The organism is Polaromonas sp., assembly GCF_029945895.1.
Classification (GTDB): domain Bacteria; phylum Pseudomonadota; class Gammaproteobacteria; order Burkholderiales; family Burkholderiaceae_C; genus Polaromonas.
The window spans coordinates 33,588-50,035 of sequence record NZ_JAQSDL010000037.1 but is presented as its reverse complement, the minus strand read 5'-3'; the positions used below and the strand labels follow the sequence as shown (position 1 = coordinate 50,035).

General features: G+C 63.9%; 16 protein-coding genes. 13 read left to right on the top strand and 3 right to left on the bottom strand.

Annotated elements, in window-relative coordinates; translation table 11 throughout:
* The 3 genes from PSV33_RS04570 to PSV33_RS04560 all read left to right on the top strand — a co-directional run.
* Positions 1-1,070: NAD(P)(+) transhydrogenase (Re/Si-specific) subunit beta (locus PSV33_RS04570; protein WP_300559231.1), on the top strand; the 1,070-nt coding region annotated here is incomplete at its 5' end.
* Positions 1,071-1,230: 160 nt separating this feature from the next.
* Positions 1,231-2,919 carry a long-chain-fatty-acid--CoA ligase gene (locus PSV33_RS04565; protein ID WP_300559229.1) on the top strand — a complete coding sequence of 563 codons (1,689 nt, stop codon included), beginning with the start codon at positions 1,231-1,233 and terminating at the stop codon, positions 2,917-2,919.
* Between the two features lie 164 nt (positions 2,920-3,083).
* Positions 3,084-3,842: a 5'-methylthioadenosine/adenosylhomocysteine nucleosidase gene (locus tag PSV33_RS04560; protein WP_300559227.1), complete on the top strand. Its 759-nt coding sequence runs from the start codon at positions 3,084-3,086 to the stop codon at positions 3,840-3,842.
* Positions 3,843-4,028: 186 nt separating this feature from the next.
* Here the strand turns inward: PSV33_RS04560 and corA are convergent, their stop codons facing one another.
* Entirely contained in the window at positions 4,029-5,015 is a 987-nt protein-coding gene (corA, locus tag PSV33_RS04555; RefSeq protein ID WP_300559225.1) for a magnesium/cobalt transporter CorA, read from the bottom strand.
* A gap of 408 nt (positions 5,016-5,423) precedes the next feature.
* Between corA and raiA the strand changes: the two genes are divergently transcribed.
* The 3 genes from raiA to hprK all read left to right on the top strand — a co-directional run bounded on the left by raiA (position 5,424) and on the right by hprK (position 7,382).
* Positions 5,424-5,753, top strand: coding sequence for a ribosome-associated translation inhibitor RaiA (gene raiA / locus PSV33_RS04550; protein WP_300515881.1), 330 nt, complete (start codon positions 5,424-5,426; stop codon positions 5,751-5,753).
* A 153-nt stretch (positions 5,754-5,906) separates the two neighbouring features.
* Positions 5,907-6,380 carry a PTS sugar transporter subunit IIA gene (locus tag PSV33_RS04545; protein WP_300559222.1) on the top strand — a complete coding sequence of 158 codons (474 nt, stop codon included), beginning with the start codon at positions 5,907-5,909 and terminating at the stop codon, positions 6,378-6,380.
* Positions 6,381-6,431: 51 nt separating this feature from the next.
* Positions 6,432-7,382, top strand: a complete 951-nt coding sequence (gene hprK, locus PSV33_RS04540; RefSeq protein ID WP_300515887.1) for an HPr(Ser) kinase/phosphatase — start codon at positions 6,432-6,434, stop codon at positions 7,380-7,382.
* Positions 7,383-7,691: 309 nt separating this feature from the next.
* Here hprK and fur read toward each other — a convergent pair whose 3' ends face one another.
* Complete coding sequence (gene fur, locus PSV33_RS04535; protein ID WP_300559219.1) at positions 7,692-8,144, bottom strand: ferric iron uptake transcriptional regulator; 453 nt, start codon at positions 8,142-8,144, stop codon at positions 7,692-7,694.
* 139 nt (positions 8,145-8,283) lie between these two features.
* On the opposite strand from fur, the gene PSV33_RS04530 reads away from it, so the two are divergent.
* The 6 genes from PSV33_RS04530 to lptE all read left to right on the top strand — a co-directional run bounded on the left by PSV33_RS04530 (position 8,284) and on the right by lptE (position 14,207).
* A complete protein-coding gene (locus PSV33_RS04530) occupies positions 8,284-8,865 on the top strand; it encodes an outer membrane protein assembly factor BamE (protein WP_300559216.1) in 582 nt (193 codons plus the stop codon).
* The gene (dapB, locus tag PSV33_RS04525; RefSeq protein ID WP_300559213.1) at positions 8,862-9,683 is read left to right on the top strand and encodes a 4-hydroxy-tetrahydrodipicolinate reductase; all 822 of its coding nucleotides are present in this window, start codon (positions 8,862-8,864) and stop codon (positions 9,681-9,683) included. Before PSV33_RS04530 ends, dapB begins: the two co-directional genes overlap by 4 nt.
* An 8-nt stretch (positions 9,684-9,691) precedes the next feature.
* Positions 9,692-10,336, top strand: a complete 645-nt coding sequence (locus tag PSV33_RS04520) for a MotA/TolQ/ExbB proton channel family protein (RefSeq protein WP_300559210.1) — start codon at positions 9,692-9,694, stop codon at positions 10,334-10,336.
* A 169-nt stretch (positions 10,337-10,505) separates the two neighbouring features.
* On the top strand, positions 10,506-10,952 hold the full coding sequence (locus tag PSV33_RS04515) for a biopolymer transporter ExbD (protein ID WP_300559207.1): 447 nt from the start codon (positions 10,506-10,508) through the stop codon (positions 10,950-10,952).
* Positions 10,953-11,046: 94 nt separating this feature from the next.
* Positions 11,047-13,695 (top strand): leucine--tRNA ligase, encoded by a 2,649-nt coding sequence (gene leuS, locus PSV33_RS04510; protein ID WP_300559205.1) that lies wholly within the window; start codon positions 11,047-11,049, stop codon positions 13,693-13,695.
* 11 nt (positions 13,696-13,706) lie between these two features.
* Positions 13,707-14,207: an LPS assembly lipoprotein LptE gene (lptE, locus tag PSV33_RS04505; RefSeq protein WP_300559203.1), complete on the top strand. Its 501-nt coding sequence runs from the start codon at positions 13,707-13,709 to the stop codon at positions 14,205-14,207.
* A gap of 124 nt (positions 14,208-14,331) precedes the next feature.
* On the opposite strand, the gene rocF is transcribed toward lptE, so the two are convergent.
* Positions 14,332-15,243, bottom strand: coding sequence for an arginase (rocF, locus tag PSV33_RS04500; RefSeq protein WP_300559201.1), 912 nt, complete (start codon positions 15,241-15,243; stop codon positions 14,332-14,334).
* 93 nt (positions 15,244-15,336) lie between these two features.
* Here rocF and holA point away from each other — a divergent pair, with 93 nt between their 5' ends.
* Positions 15,337-16,446, top strand: coding sequence for a DNA polymerase III subunit delta (gene holA, locus PSV33_RS04495; protein WP_300559239.1), 1,110 nt, complete (start codon positions 15,337-15,339; stop codon positions 16,444-16,446).
* The last annotated feature ends 2 nt before the right edge of the window (positions 16,447-16,448 follow it).

Sequence of the window (16,448 nt, the reverse complement as noted above, 5' to 3'; positions counted from 1 at the left end):
CCGCGGGCCTGCCCACGGCGGCGATTCCGGCCGGCAACCGGCTGGAGCTGTTCCTCGGTGCGGCCATCGGCGCCATCACCTTCAGTGGCTCGGTGATTGCCTTCGGCAAACTCAGCGGCAAATACAAGTTCCGCCTGTTCCAGGGCGCGCCCGTCACCTTTGCCGGCCAGCACATGCTCAACCTGGTGCTGGGTATTGCCACGCTGGCGCTGGGCTTGGTGTTCATGTTTACCGGCAACTGGACCGCGTTTTTCGCGATGCTGGCGCTGTCCTTTGTGCTGGGCGTGCTGATCATCATCCCGATCGGCGGTGCCGATATGCCGGTGGTGGTGTCCATGCTCAACAGCTACTCGGGCTGGGCGGCGGCCGGCATCGGCTTCTCGCTGAACAACGCCATGCTGATCGTGGCGGGCTCGCTGGTGGGCTCGTCGGGCGCCATCCTGTCCTACATCATGTGCAAGGCGATGAACCGCTCCTTCTTCAACGTGATCCTGGGCGGCTTCGGCGGCGAGGCGGGCACGGCGGCCGCCGGTGCCAAGGAGCAACGTCCGGTCAAGTCCGGCTCGGCCGACGACGCGGCCTTCATCCTGAGTAATGCCGAGACCGTGATCATCGTGCCGGGTTATGGCCTGGCGGTGGCGCGTGCCCAGCATTCGGTGAAAGAACTCGCGCAGAAACTCACCGAGCGCGGTGTCAACGTCAAATACGCGATCCATCCGGTAGCGGGCCGCATGCCGGGCCACATGAACGTGCTGCTGGCGGAGGCCGAGGTGCCTTACGACCAGGTCTTCGAAATGGAAGACATCAACGCCGAGTTCGGCCAGGCTGACGTGGCCATCATTCTGGGTGCCAACGATGTCGTCAACCCAGCCGCCCATGTCAAAGGCAGCGCCATCTACGGCATGCCGATTCTCGAGGCCTACAAGGCCAAGACCGTCATTGTCAACAAACGTTCGATGGCTGCCGGTTACGCCGGGCTGGACAACGAACTGTTCTACATGGACAAAACCATGATGGTCTTCGGCGATGCGAAAAAGGTGATTGAGGACATGGGCAAGGCGATTGAGTAGTCCGCCGGCCGTTCGCCGCTTTTTCCGCGCACAAGACGTGAGTTGGAGGGGTTTTCCTTCTGAGTTGGCCGCTTCCTAAGGGAAAACGCAATAGCCCCGCAGAGGGTCGCGCCACGACAATCCGTGGCAGTTGTTCAATCGTCATCTGGAGAAGACAAGCATGAATGCATCCACCCTAGACCGCCCCTGGCTGAGCGCCTATCCTCCAGGCGTTCCTGCCGACATCGATGCGTCCCAGTACGCCTCGCTGGTGGCTCTGATGGAAGAGAGCTTTGCGAAAAACGCCAACGCCGTCGCCTACAGCTTCATGGGCAAGGAGGTCACCTTCGGCCAGACGGACAGCCTGTCGCAGGCGTTCGCGGCTTACCTGCAGGGACTGGGGCTGGTCAAGGGCGAGCGTGTCGCCATCATGATGCCCAATGTGCCGCAATACCCGGTGACAGTGGCCGCCATCCTGCGTGCCGGCTTTGTGGTGGTCAATGTCAATCCGCTGTACACCCCGCGCGAGCTCGAGCACCAGCTCAAGGATTCGGGCGCCAAGGCGATTGTCATCATCGAAAACTTCGCCAACACGCTGGAACAATGCATTGCGAACACTCCGGTCAAGCATGTGGTGCTCACGGCGATGGGCGATCAGCTCGGCGTGCTCAAGGGCGCGCTCGTCAATTACGTGGTCCGCAACGTCAAGAAAATGGTGCCGGCCTTCAACCTGCCGGGCGCCGTGCGTTTCAATGACGCGGTGGCCCAGGGAACGCGCGGCAGCCTCAAGCGCCCCGACATCAAGCCTGACGATGTGGCGGTGCTGCAGTACACCGGCGGCACCACCGGTGTTTCCAAGGGCGCAGTGCTGCTGCACCGCAATGTGATCGCCAACGTGCTTCAGTCCGAAGCGTGGAATGGCCCGGCCATGGCCGGCATGGCGTCGGGTGTGCAGCCGACTTACGTTTGCGCGCTGCCGCTGTACCACATCTTCGCGTTCACGGTGAACATGATGCTGGGCATGCGTACCGGTGGCAAGAACATCCTGATCCCGAACCCGCGGGACCTGCCGGCCGTGCTCAAGGAGCTGTCCAAACACAAGGTGCACAGCTTCCCGGCGGTCAACACGCTTTTCAACGGCCTGGCCAATCACCCGGACTTCAACACCGTGGACTGGTCACACCTGAAGATCTCGCTGGGCGGCGGCATGGCGGTGCAAAGCGCGGTGGCCAAGCTGTGGCTGGAGAAAACCGGCTGCCCGATCTGCGAAGGTTACGGCCTGTCGGAAACCTCGCCGTCGGCCAGCTGCAATCCGACCAACAGCAAGGCCTTCACCGGCACCATTGGGGTGCCGATTCCCGGCACCTGGTTCAAGCTGCTTGATGACGACGGTAACGAGGTGCCGACCGGCCAGCCCGGCGAGATCGCCATCAAGGGCCCGCAGGTCATGGCCGGTTACTGGCAGCGGCCCGACGAAACCGCCAAGGTCATGACGCCCGACGGTTACTTCAAGTCCGGCGACATTGGCATTGTCGACGAGCACGGTTTCTTCAAGATCGTGGATCGCAAGAAGGACATGATTCTCGTCAGCGGTTTCAATGTCTACCCCAACGAAGTCGAGGACGTGGTCTCCGGCATGGAAGGCGTGATGGAATGCGCCTGCGTCGGGGTGGTGGACGACAAGTCCGGCGAAGCCGTCAAGCTGGTCATCGTCAAGAAGAACCCGGACCTGACGGAGGCCCAGGTGCGCGAGTTCTGCAAGACCAACCTGACCGGTTACAAGCAGCCCAAGGTGGTCGAGTTCCGCACCGAGCTGCCGAAAACCCCGGTCGGCAAGATCCTGCGCAGGGAGTTGCGCGACAAGAAGTAAGACAGAGTCCTGCTTCTTTCAGCGCAGGCTGACAACTGCCCTGCTGGCAGGGCTGGTCATGCCGGAGCGACAGGAAGCGAGACACAGGCCGGAAACGGCGGCGGAAAAAAGGCGACTCAGGTCGCCTTTTTTGTTTCATGTCGGGGTTCGGGCACACTCGGGTGATGAAACCTACCGCCATTCTGAGCGCGCTGGCTGAAGAGCAGCATGGCCTGATCGACCTGTTGCGCGGCGCGCACAAGACCAGTCACGCCGGCCGGGAGTTCTGGCAGGGGGAACTGCATGGCCAGCCGGTGGTGTTGGCCTTGTCAAAAATCGGCAAGGTGGCCGCGGCCACCACGGCGACAGCACTGATCGAGCGATTTTCCGTGGGGCGCATGGTGTTTACCGGCGTCGCGGGAGGGGTGGGCGAGGGTGTGCAGGTCGGCGATGTGGTGGTGGCAACCGATTTTCTGCAGCACGACCTCGATGTCTCGCCGCTGTTTCCCCGGTATGAGGTGCCGTTTTACGGCAAAGCCCGTTTCGACGGCGATGTGGCCCTCACCGCGCAGCTTCATGCGGCGGCCTGCGCGGCGCTGGCTTCGGCCGACGCGCGCCAGCCGATGCAGCGATTCCCGCAGGCCCGCGTGCACCAGGGGCTGCTGGCCAGCGGCGACCGTTTTGTTTCGGGCGCGCAGGAATCGCGCGCGCTGCAGGCCACGCTGGCCGGGGCCGGACATGCGGTGCTCGCCGTCGAGATGGAGGGCGCCGCCGTGGCCCAGGTCTGCCTGGACTACGGCGTGCCCTTTGCCGCCATGCGCACGATTTCAGACCGCGCCGACGACAGTGCGCATGTCGACTTTGCCCGCTTTGTGGACGAGGTAGCCAGCCACTACGCGCAAGCCATTGTTGAGCGGTTTTTGTTGTCGCTATCAATAAAGTAGCTGCTGACGTCCGTCCAATAAGGGCTGGAGATCGATTTGACTAAAAACGCAGGGCGAGCCGACTACCGCGGGCAGCCGTGGGGACTCTTCATGCCAGCCAGGGCCGCGGGCCCGGCTTTGCCGGCCCGCAGGCGCAGCGGCGCCCTCGGGGGGCAGGGAGTTACGCGAAGCGAACGACCGTGGGGGCTATTTCAACCAGCCACGCCGCCGGAAGTACCACATCGGTACCACCGCACTGGCCGCCATCAGGGCCAGCGCATACGGATAGCCCAGCGCCCAGTCGAGTTCCGGCATCAGCTTGAAGTTCATGCCGTACACGCTGGCGATCAGCGTGGGCGGCAGCAAGGCCACGCTGGCCACCGAGAAGATCTTGATGATCTTGTTCTGGTTGATGTTGATGAAACCGACCGTGGCGTCCATCAGGAAGTTGATCTTGTCGAAGAGGAAAGCCGTGTGCGAGTCCAGCGAGTCGATGTCGCGCAGAATCTGGCGCGCCTCCTCGAACTGCTCGCTGTTCAGCATCTTGCTGCGCATCATGAAACTCACGGCGCGGCGCGTGTCCATCACGTTGCGGCGGATGCGTCCGCTCAGGTCCTCGTGGCGGGCAATGGCGCCCAGCACCTCGCCGGCCATCACGTCCGTCACATCGCCCGACAGCACCTTGGTGCTGACCTTTTCGAGGTCGATGTAAATGCCTTCCAGGGTATCGGCCGAGTATTCAGCGTCGGCATCGAACAGCTTGAGCAGCACTTCCTTGGCGTCTTCGATCAGGCCCGGCGCCCGGCGCGCGCGCATGCGCAGCAGGCGGAACACCGGCACGTCCTCGTCGTGGATCGAAAACAGCACACCCTTGCTCTTGAGGTTGTCATTGACCAGGTTCAGGATGAAAGCGACCCGCACGGTGCGGGGTTCTTCATCGTCGGCGATCAGGAAGTCGGAGCGGATGTGCAGTTCGCCGTTGTCTTCCTCGTAAAAACGCGCGGACTCCTCGATGTCCTCGTCCATCACGTCTTCCGGAATCGACAGGCCGTAATACTGCTTGATCCAGCGTTTTTCTTCGAGCGTCGGTGATTCCAGGTCGACCCAGATGGGCTGGAACCGGGAGAGTTCTTCGAGCGACTCGATCTCTTCCTGGAACAGACGCCCGTTGGCGAGCGTGAAAATATTGAGCATGACTGGCTCCCAATCGGTTTGGGGGCGCCGGCACCGGGCAGGCGTCTGCCCGGCGTTGGCGGGGTTGTGGATGGTGGCATCGCTTTCAACCCCGGGATGACGCTGGCGTCAGTCTGCGGTGCTGAAAGCTAGCGACTGGGGCTGCTTTCCAAGGATTTCTCCGTATTGACCAAGCTGCGATTATGGCATTTTGGCCCGGATTTCACTACCTCTTCCGGCCTGGCGGCAGGTTCCCCGCGCGGGGTCAAGGACCTTTTCCGACCGTTTCATTTTTTGTTGCGATGCACGGTTGCGTTTGCCCCGGTTCGGGCGCATAGTGAAAACAAGAGAGTTGTCCGTCCGCCGCCCGGCACGCCTGCCAGGGCGGTGTTTTTAACCCCCCTCCAGCCATGGAAAAGGAGTCTCTTTATGAATTTGACGATCAGCGGTCACCACCTTGAAGTTACCCCCGCCTTGCGCGGCTACGTGACCAGCAAGCTGGATCGGATCACGCGGCATTTTGACCAGGTGGTGGATGTCAAGGTTCTTTTGACGGTGGATAACATGAAGGAAAAGGAGTTGCGCCAGAGAGCCGAGTGCAATGTGCATGTCAAGGGACGCGACCTGTTCGCCGAAAGCTCGCATGCGGACCTGTATGCAGCGGTTGATGACCTCGCTGACAAGCTGGACCGTCAGGTCGGCCGCTACAAGACCAAAACCCAGGATCACCACCACGTGACTGCCAAGCGGGAGATGTAAGCAACAAGGCAGGCGGCGGCCGGCGAACGTGCCACCCCCCTCTGCCTCCAGCGCCCTCCCCGAAGGCCGCCTCTGCAATCAGGCGGCCTTTTTTATGGCCCGGATGGCCGCCATGCACACGAAAGTGCATAATTCGGCGACCCCAACCTTGTTATGAACCGTCTTTCGCAAATATTGCCCCCTACCCAGGTTCTGGTCAGTGTCGAGGCCACCAGCAAAAAGCGTGCTTTTGAAGAGGCCGGCCTGCTGTTTGAAAACCTGCACGGACTGAACCGGGCGCTGATCACCGACAGCCTCTTCGCGCGTGAGCGGCTGGGCTCGACCGGGCTTGGCCACGGCGTGGCCATTCCGCATGGACGCATCAAGGGACTGAAGGCCCCGATGGCGGCGGTGTTCCAGCTGCACGCCCCGATCGGCTTTGACGCGCCTGACGAGCAGGCTGTTGGGCTGCTGATTTTCCTGCTGGTGCCGGAGGCGGCCACCCAGAAACACCTCGAGATCCTGTCCGAAATCGCCGAACTGCTCAGCGACAGCGCCTTGCGCGAGCAGATCAAGGCCAGCACCGACGCGGCTGCGCTGCACCAGCTGATTGCCTCCTGGCAGTCCAGCCACGCCGTCAGCCCCTGACCCCGCGCGCGTGACCGTGACCGTGACGCAGACCCCTTCCCGTCCAGTGGCATGAAGCCCACCGTCGTCAGCGCCGACGTCCTGTTTGAGGACCACCGCGCCGCGTTGAAGTGGGAATGGGTGGCCGGGCTGGGCGCCTCGGAGAGGCGTTTCGACGAGGTCGCCGTGCGTGCGGCCCGTTCCGGCGCCGACCTGGTCGGTTACCTCAACTACATCCATCCCTACCGTGTGCAGCTGCTCGGAGAGCGCGAAGTCGCTTACCTGAGCAACGGCAGCCCGGAAGACTGCGCCCGCCGCATTTCGCGCATTGTCACGCTGGAGCCGCCGGTGCTGATCATTGCCGACGGCCAGGTGGCGCCTGACACGCTGCTGTCGATGTGTGAACGCGCCCAGATTCCGATGTTTGCCACCCAGGAGTCGGCGGCGTTTGTGATTGACGTGCTGCGCGCCTACCTGTCCAAACATTTTGCCGACCGCACCTCCATGCACGGCGTGTTCATGGACATCCTCGGCGTCGGCCTGATGATCACCGGCGAATCGGGCCTGGGCAAAAGCGAGCTCGGCCTGGAGCTGATCTCGCGCGGGCACGGCCTGGTGGCCGACGACGCGGTGGACCTGTACCGCATCAACCAGACCACCATCGAAGGGCGCTGCCCGGAGCTGCTGCAGAACCTGCTCGAAGTGCGTGGCATCGGCCTGCTCGACATCAAGGCGATTTTTGGCGAGACGGCGGTGCGGCGCAAAATGCGGCTCAAACTCATCGTGCACCTGGTGCGGCGCGAAACGCTGGAGCGCGAGTACGAACGCATCCCCTATGAGCCGCTGACCCAGGACGTGCTGGGCATTCCGGTGCGCAAGGTGATCATCCAGGTGGTGGCCGGCCGCAACATCGCGGTGCTGGTCGAGGCGGCGGTGCGCAATGTCATCCTGCAGCTGCGCGGCATCGACACCTACCAGGAGTTTGTCGAACGGCATCGCCAAGCCATGGAGCGGGGCGGCTGAATAGCCCCCACGGTCGCTTACTTCGTGTTGCTCCCGCACCTTGCAGGCCGCCGCTCGCCAGAGGCTTCGTTTCTGGTGCCTGTCCAAACCTGCTAAAGCAGGTTTAGAGCCGCAGGCATCAGCCCCGAGGGGGCGCTGTGCCTGCGGGCCGGCAAAGCCGGTTCCGCGGCCCCTGCTTGAATTGAGAGCACCTGCGCTTGCCCACTTCGTGAGCGAGCCCGGTGCGAAACCTTCGCCTCATATTTTGCTATTGAATTAATAGCTGTTTGCGCCCGCCAGTCGAGAGGCTTCTGCCCATTCCATCAAAAATCAGCCGTGGTGCGGATGCCGCGGCGACACAGGACGGTTCGGGCACTTGTCCTTGGTGCAGTTGGCATACATCGACAGCGAATGGTCGGCGATCGCAAACCCCTTGGACTTGGCGACTGCGTGCTGGCGTTTCTCGATTTCGGCGTCGTAAAACTCCTCGACCTTGCCGCAGTCGAGGCACACCAGATGGTCATGGTGCTGGCCTTCGTTGATTTCGTAGACGGCTTTGCCGGATTCGAAATTGCTGCGGTTGAGCAGGCCGGCCTGCTCGAACTGGGTCAACACGCGGTAGACCGTGGCCAGCCCGATGTCGGACCGGTCTTCCAGCAGCACCCGGAAAACATCCTCTGCCGTCATGTGCCGCTGCTTGCCGGCCTGGAAAATCTCCAGGATCTTCAGGCGCGGCAGGGTGGCTTTCAGTCCGGTGTTCTTGAGTTCGTCGATGTTGCTCATGGAGGAGACTTCCTGAGGAAAAGGGGCCGCAGTCGGGGCCTGTGCAGGCCCGGCATTCAGGGGCCGGAGGCGCGTACGCAGCAGCACCCAGCCGCTACAATGGCCAATCATATCGCTACACCCCCCTACTATGTCAGCCATGCGTGCAAATTACCGTCGCGGCCTCCACACCGCTTTCGCCGTCCTGGCCTGCGCCGGACTGGCTGCCTGCGGCAGCGGCAAAGGCCTGACCGGGGGTTTGAGCGAAAGCAGGATCAACCCCGTCAACTGGATCACGCCTTACAAGATCGAGGTTGTCCAGGGCAACTTCGTCTCCAGGGAGCAGGTCGAACTGCTCAAGCCTGGCATGTCCCGGGAACAGGTGCGCCAGGTGCTGGGCACGCCGCTGCTGGCCAGTCTTTTCCATGCAGATCGATGGGACTATGTCTTTACCCTCAAGCGCCAGGGCGTGGAGCCGCAGGCGCTCAGGCTCACGGTTTTTTTCAAGGGTGATGCCCTTGAGCGGTTTGAGGGCGATGACATGCCCAGCGAATCGGACTTCGTCGCCAAGCTCGACTCGCGTCGCAAGCTCGGCAAGGTGCCGGTGCTCGAGCTGACCGAAGAGCAGCTCCAGGCCGTCGAAAAGAAACCGGCTGCCACAGCCGCCACCCCCCCGGTGACGCCCCCCGCGACCGCGCCTTCGGCCGCCAGCTACCCGCCGCTGGAAAGCCCGGCCCGGTGAGCACGCTGCAGCAGGCCCCTCTTTGTGTCGCGGTGGCCGGTGCCGGCGGCCGCATGGGCCAGATGCTGGTCGAGGCCGTGCGCAGCAGTGGCGACTGCCAGCTGACCGGCGCGCTGGATGTGGCCACCAGCCCGGGGCTGGGAGGCGACGCCGCAGGCTTTCTCGGACAGGCCAGTGGTGTTGTGATCACCGCCGACCTGGCCGCCGGCCTGGCCGGCGCCCAGGTGTTGATCGACTTCACCCGTCCCGAAGGCACGATGGCGCACCTGGCCAGGTGCCGCGAGCTGGGCGTCAAGCTGGTGATTGGCACCACGGGTTTTTCCGATGCGCAAAAAGCCGACATCGCCGCTGCCGCCAAAGACATCGCCATCGTCATGGCGCCCAACATGAGTGTCGGCGTCAACGTCACGCTGAAACTGCTTGAAATGGCTGCCAAAGCCCTGAGCACCGGTTACGACATCGAAATCATCGAGGCCCATCACCGCCACAAGGTCGATGCGCCGTCCGGCACCGCGCTGAAAATGGGCGAGGTGATCGCTGGCGCGCTGGGTCGTGACCTCAAGGATTGCGCGGTCTATGCCCGGGAAGGCGTGACCGGCGAGCGCGACCCCTCGTCCATCGGTTTTGCGACGATTCGCGGCGGCGACATTGTCGGTGACCACACGGTGCTGTTTGCCGGCACCGGCGAACGTATTGAAATCACCCACAAATCCTCCAGCCGCGTCACCTACGCCCAGGGCAGCCTGCGGGCCGCGCGTTTTCTGGCCGGCAAACCGGCCGGCCTGTACGACATGTTCGATGTGCTGAACCTCAAGTGAGTGCCTGAATGAACATCCTCGCGCTGATCACCCAGGGCGACGCGGTGACTGGTCTGGTGGCGGCGCTGCTGCTGCTGATGTCGGTGGCCAGCTGGGTCGTGATTGTCTGGAAAGCCTGGCTGCTCAAACGCGCGGTCGGCGATGTGGCCCGCAGCACGGCCGTGTTCTGGCAGTCCGCCTCGGTCGAGGAGGCCCAGCCCAAGGTGGCTGCCTTCGACCGCGAGGCGCTGGTGCTGCCGCTGATCGCCGCCACCCGACTCCAGGCCGGCGGTACGCTGGCCTCGGCCGGCGATCGGTCCCAGCAACTGACGCGGCTTCTGCGCGATGCGTTGCATGTGGTGCTGCACAAGTTGCAGTACGGCCAGGTTTTGCTGGCCACCGTTGGTTCGACCGCGCCCTTTGTCGGCCTGCTGGGCACGGTCTGGGGCATCTACCACGCGCTGGTGGGCATTTCGGCGGCCGGCCAGATCACCATCGACAAGGTGTCCGGCCCCGTCGGCGAGGCGCTGATCATGACGGCCGCCGGCCTGGCCGTGGCCATTCCCGCCGTGCTGGCCTACAACATCTTTGGCCGCAACATCGGCCGCATCGAGGCTGACCTGGAAGGGTTTGCCTACGATGTGCGCGAGCTGTTGCTCAGTCGCAAAGACTGACCATTCGCACCATGGCCTGCAAAGCGACAAGCGCGGGGACTCTTGATGCACCAGCAGGGGCCGCGGAACCGGCTTCGCCGGGCCTCAGGCGCAGCGGCCCCTCTTCTTCGTGCGAGGGGCAGCGCACCGCCGAAGGCTCGCGAAGCGACAAGCGTGGGGGCCATTTATCATGAGTTTCGGCCGGCTAGAGCGCAGTGCGGGCGCGCAGCCCATGAGCGAGATCAATGTCACCCCGCTGGTGGACGTGATGCTGGTGCTGGTGGTGATCTTCATCATCACCGCGCCCCTGCTGGCCAGCTCGATCAAGCTGGACCTGCCCAAAAGTGATGCCGCCCGGCCGAACGAGGCGCCGCAGTTTGTCACGCTGGTGGTCGACAAGGCCGGCCAGGCTTTCCTCGATGACCAGCCGGTCTCCGGGGACCAGCTGGATCAGCGCCTGCGGCAAAACGCGGCGCTGAACCCCGACACCGAAGTGCAACTGCGGGCGGACGAAACCGTGCCTTATGGCCGCATTGTCGAGGTCATGGGCATCGCGCAGAAAGCCGGCCTGAACCGCATCGGCTTCGTCGCGAACGCCCCCGCCACCACAACGCCTGCCCCCGCGACCCGGCCCTGAAGGCGCTCCGGCGCGGCGGGCCCGGCCCAGCGCCTAAAATCCCTGCAACCGGCAGCCAGGGGCTGCTTCATTTTTTTTCCCTCTTCCGTGCGCCATGCAAGACAAATACAACCACCTCGACGTTGAGCGCAGTGCGCAAACCCACTGGACCGCGGCCGACGCTTACCGCGTCACCGAAGACACGTCCAGAAAGAAGTATTACGCCTGCTCCATGCTGCCTTACCCCAGCGGCAAGTTGCACATGGGCCATGTGCGCAACTACACCATCAACGACATGCTCGCGCGTTATCTGCGCATGAAGGGCTACAACGTGCTCATGCCCATGGGCTGGGACGCCTTCGGCCTGCCGGCGGAAAACGCCGCGATGAAAAACGGCGTGCCGCCGGCGCAGTGGACCTACGACAACATCGCCTACATGAAAAAGCAGATGCAGGCGATGGGGCTGGCCATCGACTGGAGCCGCGAGGTCGCCACCTGTGACCCGAGTTACTACAAGTGGAACCAGTGGCTGTTCCTGAAGATGCTGGACAAGGGCATCGCCTACCGCAAGACCCAGGTCGTGAACTGGGACCCGGTGGACCAGACCGTGCTGGCCAACGAGCAGGTCATTGACGGCAAGGGCTGGCGCACCGGCGCCGTGGTGGAAAAACGCGAGATCCCCGGCTACTACCTGAAGATCACCGATTACGCCGAAGAACTGCTCGACAGCGTCAGCAACAAGCTGCCGGGCTGGCCCGAGCGCGTCAAGCTGATGCAGGAAAACTGGATAGGCAAAAGCGAAGGCGTGCGTTTTGCATTTCCGCATGAGATCAGGGATGGCGCTGGCGCGCTGATCGGCGACGGGAAGATGTACGTCTTCACCACGCGCGCCGACACCATCATGGGCGTGACCTTCTGCGCCGTGGCGCCCGAACATCCGCTGGCGCTCCATGCGGCGGCGTCGAATCCGAAGCTCGCCGCCTTCATCGAGGACTGCAAGTCCGGCGGCACCACCGAAGCCGAACTGGCTACGCAGGAGAAAAAGGGTCAGCGCACCGGGCTGTCCGTCACGCACCCGCTGACGGGCGACCCGGTGGAGGTCTGGGTCGGCAACTACGTGCTGATGAGTTACGGCGACGGCGCGGTCATGGGCGTGCCGGCGCACGATGAACGCGACTTCGAATTCGCGAAGAAATACGCTTTGCCGATCAAGCAGGTCACGGACGTGAGCGGCAAGACCTACAGTGACGCCGCCTGGGCCGACTGGTACGGCGACAAGCAGCAGGGCGTGGCCATCCACTCCGGCAAATACGATGGCCTGGCCTTCAAGGCCGCGGTCGATGCGGTGGCCGCCGACCTCACCGCGCTGGGCCTGGGCGAGAAAAAAACCACCTGGCGCCTTCGCGACTGGGGTGTGAGCCGCCAGCGTTACTGGGGCACGCCGATCCCCATCATCCACTGCGAGGAACACGGCGCGGTGCCGGTTCCGGAAAAAGACCTGCCGGTGGTGCTGCCGCAGGACTGCGTGCCCGACGGCTCGGGCAACCCGCTGCACAAGCACGAAGGTTTTCACGCCGGGGTGGTGTGTCCCGTCTGCGGCAAGCCGGCGCGGCGCGAGACCGACACCATGGACACCTTTGTCGATTCGTCCTGGTATTACATGCGTTATTGCGACCCGAAGAACAGCGAGAAGATGGTCGCGGAGGGCGCCAATTACTGGATGCCGATGGACCAGTACATCGGTGGCATTGAACACGCCATCCTGCATTTGCTGTACGCGCGTTTCTGGACCAAAGTCATGCGCGACATGGGGCTGGTCAAGGTCGATGAACCCTTCACCAAGCTGCTGACGCAGGGCATGGTGCTCAACCACATCTACTCGCGCAAGGGCGCCAAGGGCGGCGTCGAATACTTCTGGCCGGCTGATGTGGACGATGTGCATGACGAACATGGCAAGGTCATTGGTGCGAAGCTGCGCAAGGACGGCTCCATGGTCACCTACGAAGGCGTGGGCACCATGAGCAAGAGCAAGAACAACGGTGTCGACCCGCAGGACCTGATCGAGAAATATGGCGCCGACACCGCGCGGCTGTACACCATGTTCACCTCCCCGCCCGAAGCCACGCTGGAGTGGAACGACGCGGGCGTGGAAGGTTCCTACCGTTTCCTGCGCCGCGTCTGGAACTTCGGCGTCAAGCTCGATGCTATGCAATTGGGATCTGCCGGTGTCCGTCCCCAAAAGGCTGGGGCCCAATTTGACAAGGAAACGCAGGCGCTGCGCCGCGAGATCCACACGGTGCTCAAGCAGATCGACTACGACTACCAGCGCATGCAGTACAACACCGTGGTGTCGGGCGCCATGAAGGTGCTCAACGCCCTCGAAGACTTCAAAGGCCAGACCTCGGCCGCTTCAGCGTTTGCCCTGCGCGAAGGCATGAGCATCCTGCTGCGCTGCCTTTACCCCGCCACGCCGCATGTGACGCACGCCCTGTGGGACGAGCTCGGCTTTGCCAAAGACCATGGCGACCTGCTCGACGCGCCTTGGCCGGAGGTGGACGCGTCTGCCCTGGTGCAGGACGAGATCGAGCTGGTGTTGCAGATCAATGGCAAGCTGCGCGGCTCGGTCACCGTGCCCGCCGGCGCCGACAAGGCCGCGATCGAGGCGGCGGCGCTGGCCTCGGACGCGTTTGTCAGGCAGGCCGACGGCGCCGCGGCCAAAAAAGTCATCGTTGTTCCGGGTCGCCTGGTCAACATCGTCGTCTGAAGGAAACCACCATGCAACGTCGCGTCTTCCTGCTGTCCGCCCTGTCGGCCTCTGTCCTGAGTGCTTGCGGTTTTGCCTTGCGCAAGGCCCCCAACTACGCGTTCAAGACCATTTACAGCGGTGCGGCCGAAACGTCGACGCTGGGCACCGAGCTCAACCGCAACCTGGAAGCGGGCGGCACGGTGAAGGTGATCCGCGACCCCCGTCTGATCGGCGAGGCGGACGTGATTCTCGATGTGTTGCTCGACCAGCGCGAAAAAGTCGTGGTGGGCATCAACGCTGCGGGCCAGGTGCGCGAGTTCCAGCTGCGCACACGTTTCAGGTTCCAGCTGCGCACGCTCAAGGGCAAGTTGCTGATCCCGCCGGCCGAGATCGTGCTGCAGCGTGACATCAGTTTCAACGAGTCCGCGGTGCTGGCCAAGGAAACCGAGGAGGCGCTGCTTTACCGCGACATGCAGAGCGACATCGTGCAGCAGATCCTGCGCCGGCTGGCCGCCGTCAAGGAGATCTGACGCGGCCGCCTGCGCCGCAGGCCGGAATACATGATGAAATCGGGTCTGAGCCCAATCGGGACAGGCGCCAGCAGCTATTAATTCAGTAGCACGAACGGCGCTGGTGCGGCTCGGTTGCTTGAGATCAACGCATCAACGTGCTTTTGCCGAACAGGCTTTCGACCAGTTCCAGCACCACTTCGGCCGTGCCGTTGCGCACGTCCAGGGCCGGGTTGAGTTCCATCACGTCCAGCGAGGCCAGGCGGCCGGTGTCGGCGATCATTTCCATGCACAGCTGGGCTTCGCGGTAGGTCGGGCCGCCCTTGACGGCCGTGCCGACGCCGGGCGCAATCATTGCGTCGAGAAAATCAACGTCGAAACTCACATGCAGGTGGGTCTGCGCATCCACGCCGGCCAGCGCCGCTGCCATGGTCTGCCGCATGCCCCACTCGTCGATGTAACGCATGTCGAACACTTCCATGCCCGACTGCCGGATGAGGTGCTTTTCCCCCTCGTCAACGCTGCGAATGCCGATCTGCCGAACGGCCGAGGCCTGGATCGCCGGAACCACACCGCCGATGCCGGTCAGCTCCGCCGGGCCGTGGCCGCACAACACGGCCACCGGCATGCCGTGGGTGTTGCCGGTGGGGGTCAGGTGGTTGGTGTTGAAGTCGGCGTGCGCGTCCAGCCACAACACGCGCAGGGTGTGGCCGGTCTGACGGCAGCGGCGTGCCACCGCGCTGATGGAGCCGATCGCCAGGCAGTGGTCGCCGCCCAGCAGGAGGGGCAAGTCGCCTTCGCTCAGGGCCGAGAACACGGCCTGATGCACCGATCGGTTCCAGGCGGCCACTTCGGCCAGGTGACGGTAACCCTGAACGGGCGGCTGCCACGGGTTGGGCGGGCCGCCCAGGTTGCCTTCGTCCTTCACCTGCAGGCCGCGGCCTTCCAGCGTGGCCTGCAGGCCGGCCACGCGCAGCGCCTCGGGGCCCATCGACGCGCCGCGGGTGCCGGCGCCGATGTCGGTGGGCGCGCCAATCAGGCGAATGCGTTGTGTCATGGCAAGCAGTATGCCGTCAGCAGTCCGCGTCTGCCAGTGCGGCCGGGTCAGGAGGGCTTGATGCAAAACCCCCAGCCGCTAAACTGGTGCACCATGAACCTGGCGCCCGCCCAACTTTCCGACCATCTCCAGCGCGGGCTCAGGAGCCTGTACACCCTGCACGGCGACGAGCCGCTGCTGGTGCAGGAATTCGCCGACGCGCTACGCGCAGCCGCGCGCGAGCGGGGTTACACCGAACGCACGGTGCACACCGTGGCCGGCGCCCATTTCGACTGGAGCGAGGTGCTGGCCAGCGGCGGCTCCCTGAGCCTGTTTGCCGACAAGCAGATTGTGGAGATCCGCATCCCCAGCGGCAAGCCCGGCAAGGACGGCTCGGTTGCGCTGCAGCAGATTGCCGAACGCGCGCAGGGCGACGACAGCACGCTGACCCTGGTGCTGCTGCCGCGCCTGGACAGCATGACGACCAAGGGCGCCTGGTTCGGTGCGCTGGAAAGTTTTGGCACCACGGTCAAGTTCGACCCGATTGACCGGCGCAACCTGCCGCAGTGGATCGCCCAGCGCCTGCAGCGGCAGGGACAGCGGGTGGCGCAAGGCGAGGAGGGCCAGCGAACCCTGCAGTTTTTTGCCGACCGGGTCGAAGGCAACCTGCTGGCCGCGCACCAGGAGATCCAGAAGCTGGGTCTGCTGTATCCCACCGGCCCGGGAACGTCGGCAGAACTGAGTTTCGACCAGGTCGAAAACGCCGTGCTCAACGTCGCGCGTTACGACGTGTTCAAGCTGTCCGAAGCGGTGCTCGGCGGCCATGCCCTGCGCGTGCAGCGCATGCTTGACGGCCTGCAGTCCGAAGGTGAATCCGAGGTGCTGGTGCACTGGGCCCTGAGCGAGGACATCCGCAGCATGAAACGCGTCAAGGACGCGCTGGGCGCGGGTCGGCCCATGCCGATGGCCTTGCGCGAAAACCGTGTCTGGGGTGTCAAGGAAAAACTGTTCGAGCGGGTGTTGCCCCAGATGGGTGAGACCACACTGGCCAATTTGCTGCACGCTGCGCACAAGGTTGACGGCATCGTCAAGGGCCTGAAGCAGCCCGACTGGCCGGCCGACGGCTGGCAGGCGCTGCAGCGCCTGGCCGCCATGGTGTGCAGCGCCTGCGCGGCGCCCACAGCCACCGCCCGCGGCGCACGCCAGACCGGGACGCGGCCCTGAGC